At 63.7% G+C, this 15,495-nt stretch carries 12 protein-coding genes; 5 read left to right on the top strand and 7 right to left on the bottom strand.

The features are described from left to right. The first annotated feature begins 7 nt into the window (after positions 1–7). Positions 8–1,063, top strand: a complete 1,056-nt coding sequence (locus ACIRRA_RS37675) for a hypothetical protein (protein WP_402778478.1) — start codon at positions 8–10, stop codon at positions 1,061–1,063. Between the two features lie 175 nt (positions 1,064–1,238). On the opposite strand, the gene ACIRRA_RS37680 is transcribed toward ACIRRA_RS37675, so the two are convergent. From ACIRRA_RS37680 to ACIRRA_RS37695, 4 genes are all read right to left on the bottom strand, one after another. Next, complete coding sequence (locus tag ACIRRA_RS37680) at positions 1,239–1,481, bottom strand: hypothetical protein (RefSeq protein ID WP_402778481.1); 243 nt, start codon at positions 1,479–1,481, stop codon at positions 1,239–1,241. Positions 1,482–2,001: 520 nt separating this feature from the next. Next, entirely contained in the window at positions 2,002–2,151 is a 150-nt protein-coding gene (locus ACIRRA_RS37685) for a hypothetical protein (RefSeq protein WP_402778484.1), read from the bottom strand. 187 nt (positions 2,152–2,338) lie between these two features. Then, on the bottom strand, positions 2,339–3,742 hold the full coding sequence (locus tag ACIRRA_RS37690; RefSeq protein ID WP_402778487.1) for an IS1380 family transposase: 1,404 nt from the start codon (positions 3,740–3,742) through the stop codon (positions 2,339–2,341). Positions 3,743–3,844: 102 nt separating this feature from the next. Further along, complete coding sequence (locus tag ACIRRA_RS37695) at positions 3,845–6,856, bottom strand: Tn3 family transposase (protein WP_402778490.1); 3,012 nt, start codon at positions 6,854–6,856, stop codon at positions 3,845–3,847. 490 nt (positions 6,857–7,346) lie between these two features. Between ACIRRA_RS37695 and ACIRRA_RS37700 the strand changes: the two genes are divergently transcribed. Then, the gene (locus tag ACIRRA_RS37700) at positions 7,347–7,661 is read left to right on the top strand and encodes a hypothetical protein (protein ID WP_402778493.1); all 315 of its coding nucleotides are present in this window, start codon (positions 7,347–7,349) and stop codon (positions 7,659–7,661) included. Between the two features lie 887 nt (positions 7,662–8,548). On the opposite strand, the gene ACIRRA_RS37705 is transcribed toward ACIRRA_RS37700, so the two are convergent. After that, on the bottom strand, positions 8,549–9,949 hold the full coding sequence (locus ACIRRA_RS37705; protein WP_402778496.1) for an MFS transporter: 1,401 nt from the start codon (positions 9,947–9,949) through the stop codon (positions 8,549–8,551). 864 nt (positions 9,950–10,813) lie between these two features. On the opposite strand from ACIRRA_RS37705, the gene ACIRRA_RS37710 reads away from it, so the two are divergent. Then, positions 10,814–12,502 carry a hypothetical protein gene (locus ACIRRA_RS37710; RefSeq protein WP_402778499.1) on the top strand — a complete coding sequence of 563 codons (1,689 nt, stop codon included), beginning with the start codon at positions 10,814–10,816 and terminating at the stop codon, positions 12,500–12,502. Positions 12,503–12,694: 192 nt separating this feature from the next. On the opposite strand, the gene ACIRRA_RS37715 is transcribed toward ACIRRA_RS37710, so the two are convergent. Both ACIRRA_RS37715 and ACIRRA_RS37720 read right to left on the bottom strand, forming a co-directional pair. Beyond that, positions 12,695–12,943, bottom strand: a complete 249-nt coding sequence (locus ACIRRA_RS37715) for a hypothetical protein (protein ID WP_402778502.1) — start codon at positions 12,941–12,943, stop codon at positions 12,695–12,697. A gap of 141 nt (positions 12,944–13,084) precedes the next feature. After that, the gene (locus tag ACIRRA_RS37720) at positions 13,085–13,396 is read right to left on the bottom strand and encodes a helix-turn-helix domain-containing protein (protein ID WP_402778505.1); all 312 of its coding nucleotides are present in this window, start codon (positions 13,394–13,396) and stop codon (positions 13,085–13,087) included. Between the two features lie 47 nt (positions 13,397–13,443). Between ACIRRA_RS37720 and ACIRRA_RS37725 the strand changes: the two genes are divergently transcribed. Continuing rightward, positions 13,444–13,764: a helix-turn-helix transcriptional regulator gene (locus ACIRRA_RS37725; protein WP_402778508.1), complete on the top strand. Its 321-nt coding sequence runs from the start codon at positions 13,444–13,446 to the stop codon at positions 13,762–13,764. Positions 13,765–14,528: 764 nt separating this feature from the next. After that, entirely contained in the window at positions 14,529–15,323 is a 795-nt protein-coding gene (locus tag ACIRRA_RS37730; RefSeq protein ID WP_402778511.1) for a LuxR C-terminal-related transcriptional regulator, read from the top strand. Positions 15,324–15,495 lie beyond the last annotated feature (172 nt).

Genomic DNA, 15,495 nt, shown 5'->3' on the forward strand with positions numbered 1-15,495 from the left:
GTGAGCAATGACAACCCCATTCACCCTTGACTACAAGCAAAACGCACCAATTCTGAATCCTGCCATCGACAAAACTCAAAAATTCTTCCGGACGATACTGGCGGTAGTCGGCGGTGGTAATGCCGTAGCCCCAACGGCCAGGAGTTTGAATGTGACCCCCGCCGTCATGCCAGGTTCCGGTGAACTTCAAACCAACTACTCGCTGAGTGCGGCACAGGCTGACAAGCTCGAAACCGACCTGGGTTCGATCGACGCGAGCATCGCCGATGTCACCGCGAAGTCGGCCACCGTCGCGAACAACTTCACGATGCAGACTTCGGGATATATCCAACAAGTCAAGGACGCTCTCGCCACAGTGCCCGACGAGAACCCACCGGTTTCGGATCAAGTCCGTGCGAGTGCGGCTCTCGAGGGTATCGTGACGAAGGCTCAAAACGATTTCGATCAAGCCTATGGGCAGCTCAACGCGAATTCTGATGCCGTTCGCAATGAAACACCCGCCACGGACGGGCCTTCGCCCTTCATTCCGAGCGGCTACAATTCTCCGTCCTATTCCGGCAATGCTGACAATCAGTATGTAGCGTATGCACCTGTCAATCCGGGAGGATCAGGCACATATCAGGATGAGGGATACGATACCTCGGGGCGCAAGGGGAGACACATCACGCTGAGTAAAGCGGAATTGACGATAGAGATCGGCAAGGCGCTCGACTATCTGGGGATCAAGGATCCCATCGCCCGTGAGAATTGGACAAAAGGCTATTTAACACTCATATCCCGAGAATCTGGTGGCGACCCCGACAGCGTGAACACTACCGACAGCAACGCTAGGGCCGGGCATCCTTCGCAAGGTCTTACTCAAACGATTCCGAGTGTCTTCTTGGCGAACCTGCCAAAGGGGGCATCGGTCGCCGATATCAACGATCCGGTGGCTAACATAGTCGCGAGCATGAACTATGTAATGCACGACCCCGTCCACAAGTACTACGTCAAAATGGATGGGTCCAACCTGGCCGAAAGGGTTCAGCAAGCGGATCCGAACCGACCGTCGGCAGGCTACTGACGCCGGGAGGCAATCAACGAACCCGCCATCTTGTGACTTGACGAAAATGGTGGGTCCATTCCGGGCCTCGGATGTCGGCAAGTTTCATCCGCGCGCGTACGGGGATCATCCTCCAATTCCACGGGAATTGATACGGTCATGACCCGCCCCGAGGGGATTCTTGGCGATCGTGACGTCACTCGCCGAGATCGTCCATTGCATGCGACAATCTCTGTCGGTAGGTATTGAGCCTACCGATCAGTCTGTCCAGCTCGAGCAATGCGTTGGAGGCAGCACTGGCGCGTTCGGGGCGGGGTAGTCGCTCTGCGATACCGCCGTCTACCCACTTGTCCAGCGCCGATCTGACTGCACGCGTGGCGTCTGTCAGTTCGGTGAACTCATCAGCGAGGCTGACACGGTATTCGTCGCGCCTGCTCATATACTCCGGTTCCCCTGTATCGGCGTGGAAGGGATGGAGGCATACCGCTCGACATTGGAAATCGCCGTCACTGCCACACTTTTTACAGTAGTGCTAGTAATTTGTCACCGCTGCGGTGGTGCCACCAGGATTGGGGAACATCACCTCCCGATACGCTGGAACCGTCAGCGTCCCGACACTACAGAGTCAGAGCAGAATTGGCGCGGTGACCGTAGGGCGGATGCAGCGGTCAGGGTAGGGGAGATCGTGAGGCCTGCGTTCGATGCGATGATGTCCAGTCAGTATGCGGGGCTCGGCTATGTGGCCAGGCCGCGGCAGGTCATCAAAGCCAATGGCTCCCAACGGCTCCGGCCTCGATCCACCTGCTGAACAACCCCGCCCAGTCGACTACTTCTGACCCGCACGGCTGGCTTCTGGCGTATTCCAGTCGCCCCACCTCCGGCTTCAGTCAGCCGGATTGACGCCGCCAAGGAATGGGCAGTTCCTGACCGGGGCACTTCCCAGGCATCGCTTACTCGTCCTACTTGTCGCGGCGGCCGACGGTCGTTGTCGTCTTACGAGGGAGCTCACGACCCAGGATCTTCTCGGCTTGGCGCTGGCGAGCTTCGAGTTGTTCGGGAGTCAGTTGCCGTCGCACAGGGTGCAGGTTGTCTTGCGTCAATGCGCTCATTGCTCACCTTCTTCCTCGACGACCGCCCGGATACGCCACATGCTAAAGCCTCGATCCACCGACCCGGGTTTCGGGTTGGTCTGCGCGCCGAAGGCGCGCAGACCAACCGGTTTTAGGTGTGGGGTAACCGCTGGTCTGCCCAGCTCTTCCACGTAAATCTCGGGTCGGGCCGTTGCAGCCGGGGTGGTCAGAGAGCTTCGGGTTGTGGTGGTGTGTAGCCGATGGTGTTGTGCCACAAGGTGAGCCATGCATCGGTCCACGGCCAGTGGCTGGGCAAGTGCAGGACCGGGCGGCGTTGCGGGCGGGCCAGGCGGGCGGGGATGTTGATGATCTTGCGGCGCAGGGTGGCCGCGCGAGCGCGGGCGTGGTTTCCGCCGGCGAGGATGCCGGTGGCGCGCAGCAGGTTGTGGGCGATCGCGGCGGCGAGGACCCAGGCGGAATTCGCACCGAATTTCCCCGACGGGATGTGGGCCAGCGGTCCGTCGATCAAGTCGGCGAACACGGTCTCGATGACAGCGTGTCGACGGTGGGTGATATCGGCGTCGGCCGTCGGCTCGGTGGAATTGGTGAAGAACGGGTGATACCGCCAGACCGGGAACAATGCATCAGGATAGCGGGCGTCTTTCACACGGCGCACGATCAGGCGGGCGGTGGTTTTGTCTTTGGTGGAAGCGAAAGCGGTGTAACCAATTTCGGCGACCTCGGCATCGGAGATCCAGTCCCCGGTATCGGGATCGCGGACCGCACCGGGATAGTTCACCGGGGTCCACGCGTCGGGGCCGATCGCGTCGATCGCGCGCCCCACGGCAGCGTTTCTGGTCATCACCACCGAGAACCGCGCGTCGGCGCGCAGCGCGGCCCGCACCACTTTCCGGTTGCCGAACGCGGAATCGCCGCGCACCAGGATCTGCCCGGTGGCCCCGGCTGCTCGGGCGGTGTTGATCGCGGCGGTGACCATCGACGCGGCACCCTTGCCGGAGCCGGTCTTGCCCGCGCGCAACCGCATCCCCGCGACGACCGGGGCCGCGAGGTCGGTGCTGATCGTGGCGACCAACGGTGAAAGTCCTTTGCGGAGAACCTGTTTGCCCGCGATCTTGGTGTGTCCGTAGGACGCACCCTGTTTCTGGTGCCCGTAGACCGGACGCAGCAACGAGTCGATATCGACGAAACACCGCACCTGCTTGCCGGGCAACAGATCAACCCGATCGACCAAGGCACACAGGTGCTCACCCAGCACCGACTCCAACTGCTTGCCGTGCCCGAAGGTGAACTCCCGCAACAATGTTCCCACCGTCGAGGGCGCATACACCCCACCGAACAGGTTCTTGCCGCCGCCGCTGCGCAGCAGGTCGAGATCATCGATGCTGTCCGCGCCGGCGCACATCCCGGCGATCAAGGTGGCCAACTTCGGGCCTGGATTCGCCGATCCGGACTTGATCCGCGGCGCGGTGATCGCGACCTTGTCGGCCAACATGCTGGTCAGGCCGGTTTGCTCGGCCAGGGTCATCACCGGCACCAACCCGGCCACCGACACCAGGTTGTCGTCATCGAAGCGTGCCGAGTCCTCGGCGAACGTGTGGAACAATCGCACTGAAAGTGTCTTCCCGAACTGGATCTGATTGTTGCGTCAAGAACACCAATCATTCCAGGTCAGAGGGCACTTTCGCTATTTCACCGCACCCTCGATTCCCAATTACGTCAGTGGATCGAGGCTTAGGGGCCGATAGCCGGTCGGCCCGAGCTGCGCCAACTCGGCGTCGATGTCGACCTCGATCGCGCCGAAGAAGTTGATGTTCTCCGAGTGGGCCGGGGACACATGTGCCAGCACCTCGTCATCGACCCGGCGGCCTTCGCGCCGCATCTGCTCCACCGCGAGACCGAAATATTCTGTGGTCCAGGCGATCACAGCGTTCGTCGCGAGGGTCAGGCACCACATTTGTTCGGACTGGTCCTCGAGATGCCGAGACCGGATCGTGCCCTCGTGAGCGTAGAGCAGGTCCCGCTTGAGCGCGTGGACCGACTCGCCCCGGTTCAACTGGCGTGCGATCTTGCGCCGATAGTCCGGATCCGACAAATAGCGAGCGGCGTAGATCGTACGGCGAAGCGCCCCATACTCTTTCAACGCCGCCGCCAGCGCGTTCTGCCGGCTCGATGCCGACAGCTTCCCCACCTGCAGCGACGCGGTCGCGTGCCCGAACTTCAGCGACCCGCTCAACCGCAGCAGGTCGTCGTAATGCTCGCTGATGAGGTCCAGGTTCAGTTTGCGGGTCAACAGCGGCCCGGCGCACGGGAACCGCGACTCGGCCTCGGCCCGCGACCCCGGCCGGTACAGGGTGATCTTGCCCAGATCCCGGATCCGGGGCGAGAGCTGCATCCCGAGCAGGTCGAACAACGCGAAGTTGACCAGGGTCACGCCATGGGTATCGGTCGCATGCTCGGTGATCGGCAGGTCTTCGGCGTTGCCCAGGATCTCGTCGAGCACGTAGTGGGCCTCGCGCCGGGTGGTGACGATCACCTTGGTGCCGTAGGTGGTGTGCTGATCGGTGATGTGGGTGTAGGTGGAAAGTCCCTGGTCAGCGAAGAACTGTGGGACCGTGCGAGCGGTGGTCGATTTGCCGCGGGTCGGGAACCGTTGCCCGTCGCTGGAAGACAGGGTGCCGCCGCCGAAAATCGTGGTGAGCGGCAACTTTTGGTGGTAGGAGATGATCGCTAGGTTCGCCGCGCGCAGCGTTTCCTCCCGCACATACCATTCCTCGGTCCACCGCAGAATGTCGTAGGAGATGCCGCAGGCATCGGCCATGCTGTGCAGCCCGAGGTTGGTCGCGTTGGCCAGCAAGACCGCTATGAGGTTGCGTTTCAGATCTGAGCTGCGGGTCTGCTTGCCGCCCGCGTGGGTGAAACAGTCCAGGTAGCCGGTGCGTTTGTCCAGCTCGATCAACAGCGACACGATCGGCGCGAACGGCAACATCTCGGTCAGCTCCGCCTTGAGCTCGGCCGCCTCAGCCGGTACATCCTCGGCGCTCAGCGGAGATATCACGAGGTCACCCTCGTCATCGAGACGGACCGGGCCATCGCCGCCGGCCAGGACCTTCTCCAGCTCTGCGACCGATTCGTGCAGTTCATCGACCGCGTCGGCCAGCGCGCGGGCCGGATCGGCGGATTTGCCGACCAGACGGCAGAATTCGGCGCGTTGCGGCTCCCACTGGGCCGGGGTGAGCAGATACGCCGCCGGATCGGCGTAGCGGCGCGAGCCGGGCACAAACACGTCCCCGCTGCGTAGCCCGTCCCGCAAGCCGAGCAGCACACACAGCTCCCAATAGTGCCGGTAGGCAGTCGGATTGCCGGATCTGCGGGCCTGCTCGAGGTAGCCGCGCCACTTGGTCGGCACGAACCCGGTCGGAGCCTCGTCGAACACCTTGCGGCGACCGGTCGCGTTCAACTCCCGCAGCATGTTCACCGCGATCAGCAACTCCGTCGCCGCGGTACCGCCAGCGAACCGCACACTCGACAACACGTGCGGAGTGAACTGCCGCAAATAACTGTAGGACGTGTTCAGAGCGGCTAGATGCCCGTGATCACGCGGCAACCGAGGCTTGGCCTGGGCGACCGCGACCCGCAACCGCTCCCACCCGATCTGTTCTCCCCGCACCAAGCCCCCGACCTGCTCATCCGGGATCGCGGCATCATTGATGATCGCCAGCAGCTCATCGAGGAGGGCTTGCCGGTCCTCACCGGAGCGGCCGCGTTCGGCCAGATCGTCTTTCATCCGCTTCTCGGCGGCACTGAATTTCGCCGAGATCGCCTGATCGAACAACCCGACGACCTCATCGAGCACATCGGCGCCCGACTGCGCCAGCACCGTGAGCAGGATCGGATGACGCCGCTGCGGCTCCCGCCGCTCCAACGCCTGCGGAGTCAGCCGACGACCCAACGTCGCCAGGAACCTGCGCCGCTCGGCCGGCAGCACCGACATGTCCAAACGATCAGCACCCAGGCTGCGCAGGAACCCGAGCTTGTCGACCTCGGCCTTCACCGCCGCCGCGGACGCCTCCACCGGCCCGGTCGACAGCCACCGCAACCGAGACATCTTCAGCGAGACATCGGTGACCAGCAACCCGTCCAACTGCGTGCACCGCTCGGGCGTGAGTTCATGCGCGAGCCGGTCGTAGGTTTCGCGCTGCGCCTGCTCGCGGGCGTGAGCCACCCGTTCGACCAGGACCACCGGGCCCGGCCGGATCACCTTCGCCGAGATCAGATACTCACACGCCAGCCGAAACAGCAACGTCGGTGAATCGTGCTCCATCGCCCGCGCCAACAGAAACTCGTCCAGCTCCTTCAACTCCATCGGCCCCGGCCCCCGCCAGCCCAGATACTGAGCCACCAACCGCAGGTGATCAGTTCGCGTCTGCGCTCGACGGCCATAGGAACCGATCTCGCCCGCATCCACATTCAGCTCGGCAGCCAGCCGGGCCACCGCCACCGGCGGCGCCGTCGACACCTTGTCCGGCACGAACCCCAACCAAGGCAGCGTGCACAGCGCAACAGCAATGCCCAACCGATCTGCCGGGCCACGCCCGCGCCCGGGCGCGATGAACGCCAAGTCCGATCCGGTCAGCGTGAAAAACCGGTACAACTCCTCGCGACTGATCTCCGGGAACTCCCGTAACCGCGCCAACTCCTCATCCGCGAACACCCGCGTCGCCACGAACCCCGACCTCCACCACGCCAACGAACCCCATCAACACCCCAGCCAAGCACCACCAGCCCAAACCCGCATCACGAGCACGAAACTAGCTATCTACCAACCGATTACGCATATCCGTTGTTTTCTCGGCGATTACTACCGGAACCCCTGGTTGTGGAATCCTTGTTCATCGCGTTTCCGGCCACGTTCCATTGCCAGACAACCTATGAGGTCGGCGACTGTGCGGCGGCCACGGGCGGCTGCGCGAACAGCGCGAGCAGACATGCCGCGGCGGCAATCAACATGTTGAGTGATCTCACGACGGCCAGGGTAGGGGCCCGTCGGACACCCTGATCTCCGAGTATCCCCACTGCTGGATAGCCGGAGCGGTAATTCATTGAGATTGGTGCTGTGCTATAGGAAAGCTGTTTCGAGGGCACTCACAGCCATATAGAACCGGCGTCGGCGCAGCGAAAGACAAAGGCCGACAAGGGCGAGAGGAAATATCGAGATGATCCCGAAAGCGATCGGATTTCTCAGGCGTGATGTATCCGGAATGCGCCAGGATTGGGATGAGACCCAGATCCGCAGTCTCGCGGCACGATCGGGATACGACCTGTGCAAGGTCGTAGCGTTCGGGCCGACGACCGATAGCCCGATGCAGCGGCTGCGCACCGTGGCTATCCGCACCGGGGCCGAAGCGATCTTCGTGCCATCGCTGAGGCATTTCGGTGGCGCGATGGTGCCGGTCGAGATCAGTGAGATCGCCGATGTGACCGCCGCCGATACCGAAGAAAAGGTTCGCAGGATGGGCGCTCACCGTTGAACCAACAGGGCGGTCGGGTTGAGTACCGCCCACTCCTTGTTCGACCAGGTATCGGTACGTCGATGGCGTCCCAGTCGCGCAAGGCACCGTAGTGGCCGATGTCGGCGAACGTCAGCTCCTTGTTCAATAGCGCGATGTAGCGAGCCGTGTCCGCGGCCGTGGGTTTCGCTATGTTGCGCACGGCCTTCAGTTCACGGGTGACCTGGGCCAGGGTGCGGTTTCGTTCCGCTTCGAGTTCGCGGAGGGTGATGGTTTTGGCATCGGGGTGTAGCGCCATCCGCACCACTCGAGCCTGCCTGGTGGCCAGGTCTTGTGTGCGAAAGCGGTCGGTGTAGTGGAGTGCTATCTCCTTCTGCGGCGAGACATACGTGCCGGATCCAGTGGTGCCGCCGCCAGGTCGCACGGGGCCGGTGACGAAGGCGTCGATGTAGCGATCCTCATCGAACCCTCGGAACAGCTCTTGCCCGCCCGCTGCTATCGCCGCGTCGATCTCGTCTTGTGTCGCGATGGTGGTCCGGCCGTCGGATCCTTGCAGTCGTTGGATCTCTTCGAGTATTGGTGGGGTCCCCAGCGACCTGGTTTTCCGCGTCTGCCGAAGGGTGCTGTAGTCCGCCTCGTCGATCAGATCGCGGCCGCGTGTGTAGGTGGAAGGCGTTGTGGTGGTGGCGATCCCGCCGGACGGGTCGGAGAACGCGGAGCTGGCGTCCCTGGGCCGCTGCGCCGAGCACAGACCGCCATACTGCGTCCAGACCGCTGTCCATCACTCTGATTGCCCCCCTCGAAGATTTGTCCGCCGGAACAGCGGTCATACCGTCTTACGGATTGTCGTAGACAATGTCGTATGTACGACGTTAGCTGGGTTTGAAATGCTTGTTACCCACGATGTTTCAGGCCGTGGGGTTCGAGCTCACATCGTCGTTCACCCGACCGGTGGACAGTGGTGGGGCGATGGCTTCCAGGGAGCGGCCCTCGGCGTCGACTGCCAGGGCGCGAGCGACCATTCCGCCCGCGATCATCACGGCTGCGCCCAGCAGGTACCCCATGAACAGGCGGCCCGGTCGGGTACCGTCGCCGATCAAGCCGCCGTAGACCACCGGCCCGAGGGCGCCGAAAAGCTGGGCGACGGCGAAGAATACGGCGATTGCCTTGGCCCGTACTTCCAGGGGGAAGATCTCGCTGACGGTGAGGTACGCGGAACTCGCTCCGGCCGAGGCGAAGAAGAAGATCAGGCACCAGCAGGCGGTCTGGGTTACGGCGTTCAGGAAGCCGCCGTAGAACAGTGCGGCGGAGGCGAGCAATAGGACACCGGACAGGATGTAGGTACTCGAGATCATGATGCGACGGCCGATGGTGTCGAAGTAGCGGCCGAGGACCAACGGGCCCACCAGGTTCCCTACCGCGAAGGCCACCAGGTAGATCGGGGTCGCTGACGAAGGGACGTCGTAAAACTTGCCGAGAACCAGGGTGTAGGTAAAGAAGATCGCGTTGTAGAGGAAGGACTGGCTGATCATGAGGCTCGCACCGAGTATGGCGCGAGAAGGGTACTCGCGGAAGAGAACTCGGGTCAGCGCGAGGTAGCCGATATGGTCCGCGGGTGTGATTCCGATGGTTTTCGATACGTCCACCGCGGGCAGGATGGCACCACTCGTCACCACCTCGTGCTCGATCGCGCGAATGGAGGCCTCGGCCTCGTCGGCCCGGCCGTGCATGATCTGCCAGCGCGGACTTTCCGGAAGATTTCGTCGTACCAGCAGAATCACCATGCCGAGCACCGGGCCGAGGAGAAAACCCAGCCGCCAGCCGAGGCGTGGATCGAGGCCATTCAGCAGGATGAGAGTGCCTATTGTGCCGAGTATCGCCCCGGCCCAATAGGTTCCGTTCACCGCGATATCCACGCGCCCGCGGTAACGTGCCGGAATCAGCTCGTCGACCGCGGAATTGATGGCCGCGTACTCACCGCCGATACCCATGCCCGCGATGAACCTCGTCGCGTAGAGGAACAACAGCCACCCCCCGCCACTGCCGAGGGTGAATGCGGTCAGGCCGCTACCGAGCAGATAGATCCCCAGTGTGATCATGAAGAGGTTGCGGCGGCCGAGCCGGTCGGAGAGACTTCCGAAGACCAGTGCCCCGGCGACCTCACCCGCCAGATACACAGTGGCGATCAAACCGACTGCGGCGGAGGACATATGCAGGGTCTCGGGTTTGGTAAGCAGGTCGGCGACCGCGCTGGCGACGGTGATCTCCAGCCCATCGAGAATCCACGCCACCCCGAGGGCGGTCACCATGCGGGTATGGAAACTCGACCAAGGCAGCCGATCGATCCGCGCCGGTATCAATGTCCTCACGGTAGTGGTTTGCCCAGCCACCTCCGCCATCACGACTCCTGAGTTCGACTCGTCTGTCCCGATTGCGCAGTTCGGTCCGGCCCCCCGAACCCTGTACTTCCGTCCCCACCTGCACCGAGAACTCTATGGCGTCCCCAGGGATGGGAGGACGCGGTTCCTGGGTCGATCGATCGAATCCGTTGGCGCTCATGTAGTTCGACGCAGCCTGCGGGTGAATGTCCCGGGTAGGGCTTCTCAAGGTTGGGGATATGCGGGGCCGTACTGACTCGTGGCTCGAAATAGGCTGCAGCGGACGATATTTAATCGGAAGTTCGATGTCGGGTCGACCGTTGGCTACGCCAGCGTTGGTAAACCGGTGTCGGCGCTCGGGGAGAGGATCGGACCGACACCGATGATGCCCGCCATCTCACGGTCCTCCCCACGACATACCGTCTCGCTCATTCCGCCTGGCTACCGGTGCCAGGTCGGTCCCGGGGATATTGTGCGTGAAGCGCCAGACCGTCGATTTCCGTTGCGCTACTGCCGTACCCGGACGGATGAAGTCCTCCGCGAAGACCGGCCGACCGGCCGGCCAACCCCCTGAGAGACACCCGAGCGTCGGAAATCGTGACGCGATCGCCGCTGCGTACTGGCTGGCAATCGGTCCGTGATCGATTGTGGCACAGGAGAATTCACATGACTACGACGGACCTTCCCACGGGATCCGCTGCACATGGACCGCACGGGCGGACCGACACCACAGTCGATGCTCTCGAGGAGGTGGTCTTCGGTTCCCAGGGTGTCCACGCGCACGTCTGGGGAGCAATGGCCGACCATCCCGATCCACCTCGTTCGGATCTCACCCACGCTGAACAATCGGCCACCGCATCTGCGCTTGTGCGGACTGTGATCGCATCACTCGGTCGGCCCGCCCGGGAGATCGCCGCCGATACGCATCTGCGTGGTGCCCTGATCGACTGGGCGGCGGTCGCGGCCCCACGATCGCTGTTGATGTTGACCGGTCATTTCGACCTGGCGGTCGGGGCCATTTTGACGCTGGGCAACGGATCGGAGTACCAGCAGCGGTGTCTGGCCTCGCTGGATACCGGTGCGGCGGTCGGCGTTCCGATGCTGACCGAACTCGGTGGTCCGAATGGCGCGGACCAGCAGACGACGGCTACGTGGGATCCCGAAGCGAATGGGTTCTGGCTGACATCGCCGACACCGGAATCGATCAAGATGATGGCCAATGTCGCGGATGTGCAAACACCCAAAACCGTCGTTGTCACCGCGCTCGTGCTCGTCGACGGCCGCGACGAAGGGGTATTTCCGTTCGTGCTGGAACTGTGCACGGGCGAAGGGATGGCGCGCGGCGTCAACGTGGTGCGGCCGCCTGAGAAACTCGGCATGCCCATGGATCACGCCATGATTCGGTTCGACCGGGTGTGGTTGCCACGCGAGGCGCTGCTCGGCGGAGATTGGGCTCGTATTGACGGCCGCGGACGATTCGAATGCGCACTGCCGCAACGTAAACGGTTCCATCGGGCGATCGGTATCCGCGGCAACGGACGCTTGGATCTGGCCAACGCGAGCGTAGCCATGGCGCGTGCCGGTCTGGCGGGACTGGTCAACTCCGGTCGGCAATGCCAGCCTGGCACAGGGGTGCTGGTGGCCGAGCGTGACGCGGTACAACACGACCTGATCACCGGAGTGGCCGCCGTCTACGCGATCGGAGCTTTGGGCAGGCGTCTCCGTGAAGCAAGCGCTACCTCCGCGGGCCCCGCCGATACGCAGCAGGCACTGTGGTTGATGCTCACGAAACCGCTGCTGTCCGACACCGCGCACCAGGTCTTGGTCATGTGCCGGCAGCATGCCGCAGCGCACGGATCGCTGCGCATCGACAATCTCGTCGACTGGATCGCCGCGACTACCGCGATCACCACTGCGGAAGGTGAGAACCCGATCATGCAGGCGGCAGCGGGACGGCTGGTTGCCGATCTCGGCCTGCCGCAGCTTTCCGACCCGCTGATCTCGTTGCCGTGGTACGGCCAGATGTTGGTCGAACGCGAACGGATTATCGCGGAGGGCATGAACACGAAGGATTACGGATCCGCCGGTGTCGCTCGGGGACCCGACGCCGCGGCGATCGAGCTGGCTACGGCAACCGCAGAACGGCTCGCCACGACCGCACTGCTCATCGATGCGCTGCACTGCCCCGATCCCCTCGCCCGCCCCCTTCTCGCCACCTTGGCCGCCGCTTACGCTCTCGACCGCATCCATGCCCGCGGTACCTGGTACGCGGAGCACGCGTTGCTGCCCGCCGATCATGCCGTCAGAATCACTGCGGAACTACGTCTCCACCACACGGTTCTGGCCGAGAATCTGTCGACGATGGTGGCTGCCTTCGACACCCCTGCCGTACCCGGCCCGATCTTTGCCGAAGACTACATTCAAGCGTGGTTGGACCACTCGCACTGGACGGACAGGTTCGGCGTTGCCCGCCCCGCACTATAGGCTCTGTTCCCAGCGCGAAGGACGGTAGGTTCCAGAAAGCGCAGGGGCGGAAGTCATCTCGGGCCGCCGGGAGTCGGCGACGGCGCGGCGCGGCGACAAGGGCATCATCCGCGGCGGCGGGGTGGGCGGCCGGATTGCAATCAGAGACGGTCTTCGTGCTGAAACCGGTGAACGCCTCCGGCCCGCAGCAACTCAGCGGTTGCCCCGTGCGCAGGGATGTTCGCTGGAACCGGGGAAGCATCCGAGCGGCGTTACCGCGCCGTTGGGAAATCGGAAGTTGCCGCGAGCGCCTTCGCCGAGGGAGTTGCTGCCTTCGGTCCGGCTGCTCGAGTGAGAACCTTGATCGGCGAGAGCGAGCGGTGCCGCGGCGGCGGTCGCCACCGTCAGGGCGGTGGCAATGAGAGAGGCGGCGAGGAACTTCTTCGCCAGGTATGTGGTCATGTGGTTCTCCGTTCACGGTCGTTCCTACGATCCTCAGGAACGAACCTTCAATAACGTACCGTCATTTAACGGCACGTTACTGTGTGGCGTAAATCTCCAGTTGTTCCCCGTTCTGGGAATCGGGGCTCCACGGTTGTCGACCTAGGCGCAGGTTTGGCCTGGATCCAGGAGTCGGTGCCGGAATTCGGCCGCGCTGTGACCGGTCCAGCGGCGGAGGGCGCGGCGCAAGGCCCGGGCGTCGGTGTACCCGAGCCGGGCGGCCACCGATTGGACGGGCAGGGCGGTGTCGCGAATCAGCCGCATCGCGTTCTCGCGTCTGACTGATTCGGCTTCTTGTCGCCAGCTGGTTCCGATCGCTTGCAGGCGGCGCTGCAGCGTGCGGGGACTCATCGTGAGTTCTCGGGCCGTTGCATCGAGGCTGGGATCGCCGTCCTGGAGTTGGTCGGCGATCATTGCTTGCAGGGTTTCTCGCCAAGTGGGGGCAGGTCGGGCGGCCGCCTGTGTCAGCTCCGCGTGATGGCGAATCATCGCGCGAAGATGCACACGCCACAGCCCTGAACCTGACGATTGGCGAGTCGCCCGCATGGGATGAACTCACCTTCGCTGAGCAGGAGGTGGCGGTGCCGGTTGCGGCCGGGCTGACGAACACCGCAATCGCGGTGCGCCGCGGGACATCCTCTCGCACGGTGGATTCCCAGGTTGCGTCGGTCCTTTCCAAACTGATGCTCGCCTCTCGCAGGGACATCATGCCGCTGCTGCCTGTCGCGGAGCGTGATCGGGCCGACCGTGAGGCCCGACGCCGATCACATCCCGCGCACTGAATGGCCTTCTCGGCGTCCGAATGCGATACCTGCCTATTGCCATGAGTGGCAAGTCGATACGCTGGTGTCCGGCGATACATTGAAGCCGGTCGATAGGCCTTCGCTCCGCGGCGCCGTCCGGTCATCGGGGGTGATCACGCGGACGACAACCCACCGAGTCCGGAGAGTTCCTGACATGAAAGCCTTGGCTTTTCGAGTAACACCGTCCCGAGCCGTCGCCTATGCCACGACAGCCGCCGCGATCGTGCTCGCACCGGTTACCTCCATGGCGCCCGCGTCCGCTGAAATCGCGCTGGAACCATCGAATTCACAGAACGTGGCACCGAATCGGCAGAGTGATTCGCAGTCGCCGTCCGACAACTGGTCCGTCCCTGACGCTTTGCGAGCAAGCACATGGCGCGATCTACCGGACCGCGCCGAGGACACCGGATGGCGGGACTTCGCCCCCGGCGGCTACCCGGGTCTGCTCCCGGGCGGCTATCCGGGCTTCGATCACCCTCGGCACCGGCCGGAGCTCTGCCCCCCCTACCCGTTCTACCCGCCGTCCCCCATGTACCCGTACCCGCCTTCCTCCGGTAGCTCTTCCGGCTCCTTCTGATTCACCGCTGACAACGGGTACCGCCGACGGGTTCGCTGTCGGCGTCCACCCTGTTACCCGATTCCCACGCCAGGAAGTGTCATGTCAACACAGTCGAATCCGGCAGGCGACAGCGGGGACTCGGCGGAGCAAGTTCGAAGCCACCGGTGATACGGGTGCCGCGACGATGAGCGAGCTGTTCGAGTCGTTGTCGGCAGCGCTCCTCGGCACCGCGGAGGACGCGTTGACGGTGACGCGTCGACATCTCGATGCGATCGTCGCAGCCGGGCCGCAGTGGGCGCTCTCGTGGGCCCGCTTCGCCCGTGCCATAGCGGTTTCCGCGCACGGCGATCCCACCGCCGGCTTGGCCCTGTGCGATTCGGCACTGGCCTGGCAGATCCCGATGCGGGATCACTGGGGCGGGGTATGGGGACTCAGCATTCGTGCCCGAATCCTCTCGCGGCTGATCACAAGTCGGCCCACCGGCGGATTCGACGACCAAGCGGTCCGGCAGGCGCTGGAAGTCGCCCGGCTGATCGGCAACGCCGCGGCGATTCGCCGACGACTCGGCATCGAGCTGACGAACCTGCGCCCGGTCGCGAAACAAGCCGATGATGCGATCGACGTCGCGACAAAGGTATTGGGGCACACGGTGTTCGAAGCGGCCATGCGAGAGGGAGAGTTCAGGCCAGGGGCCGACCAGATCCCTTCGGCCCTGCACTCCGCCGAAGCGGGCCGCACCCGCGTGGTCGCTGTCATCGGCGAATCGCGACCATGGGATGGATTGACCCATGCTGAGCAGGAGGTCGCCTTGTTGGCCGCCGCCGGGCTCACGAACACCATGATCGCCGAGCGCCGCGGAACATCTTCTCGCACAGTGGATGCCCAGGTCGCATCGGTTCTGTCCAAGTTGATGATCGGCTCCCGCAAGGACATCATTCCGCTGCTACCCACCGAACACCCCGACCAAGCCGGTCGGTAGACCTGAAGCGCAGCAACGTAATTGGAAGTATCTGCGGGCAGATCCGCCTCTGGTGTCCGAGATCGGCAAGGACTCCAGAGGCGGACACGGACCACGACGTGGCACGGGCTCGATTGAGCCGCGTCACGCATTTCTGATCACGTCTACCGAGTCGGGCGACCCGCGAGTGAAA

The organism is Nocardia sp. NPDC101769, from assembly GCF_044766925.1.
GTDB lineage: Bacteria > Actinomycetota > Actinomycetes > Mycobacteriales > Mycobacteriaceae > Nocardia.

Coding starts and splice junctions, on each gene's coding strand:
- ACIRRA_RS37675 (WP_402778478.1), top strand. CDS start 8: ATGACAACCCCATTCACCCTTGACTACAAGCAAAACGCACCAATTCTG.
- ACIRRA_RS37680 (WP_402778481.1), bottom strand. CDS start 1,481: ATGAGCAGGCGCGACGAATACCGTGTCAGCCTCGCTGATGAGTTCACC.
- ACIRRA_RS37685 (WP_402778484.1), bottom strand. CDS start 2,151: ATGAGCGCATTGACGCAAGACAACCTGCACCCTGTGCGACGGCAACTG.
- ACIRRA_RS37700 (WP_402778493.1), top strand. CDS start 7,347: ATGATCCCGAAAGCGATCGGATTTCTCAGGCGTGATGTATCCGGAATG.
- ACIRRA_RS37705 (WP_402778496.1), bottom strand. CDS start 9,949: ATGGTGACCGCCCTCGGGGTGGCGTGGATTCTCGATGGGCTGGAGATC.
- ACIRRA_RS37710 (WP_402778499.1), top strand. CDS start 10,814: ATGGCCGACCATCCCGATCCACCTCGTTCGGATCTCACCCACGCTGAA.
- ACIRRA_RS37715 (WP_402778502.1), bottom strand. CDS start 12,943: ATGACCACATACCTGGCGAAGAAGTTCCTCGCCGCCTCTCTCATTGCC.
- ACIRRA_RS37720 (WP_402778505.1), bottom strand. CDS start 13,396: ATGATCGCCGACCAACTCCAGGACGGCGATCCCAGCCTCGATGCAACG.
- ACIRRA_RS37730 (WP_402778511.1), top strand. CDS start 14,529: ATGAGCGAGCTGTTCGAGTCGTTGTCGGCAGCGCTCCTCGGCACCGCG.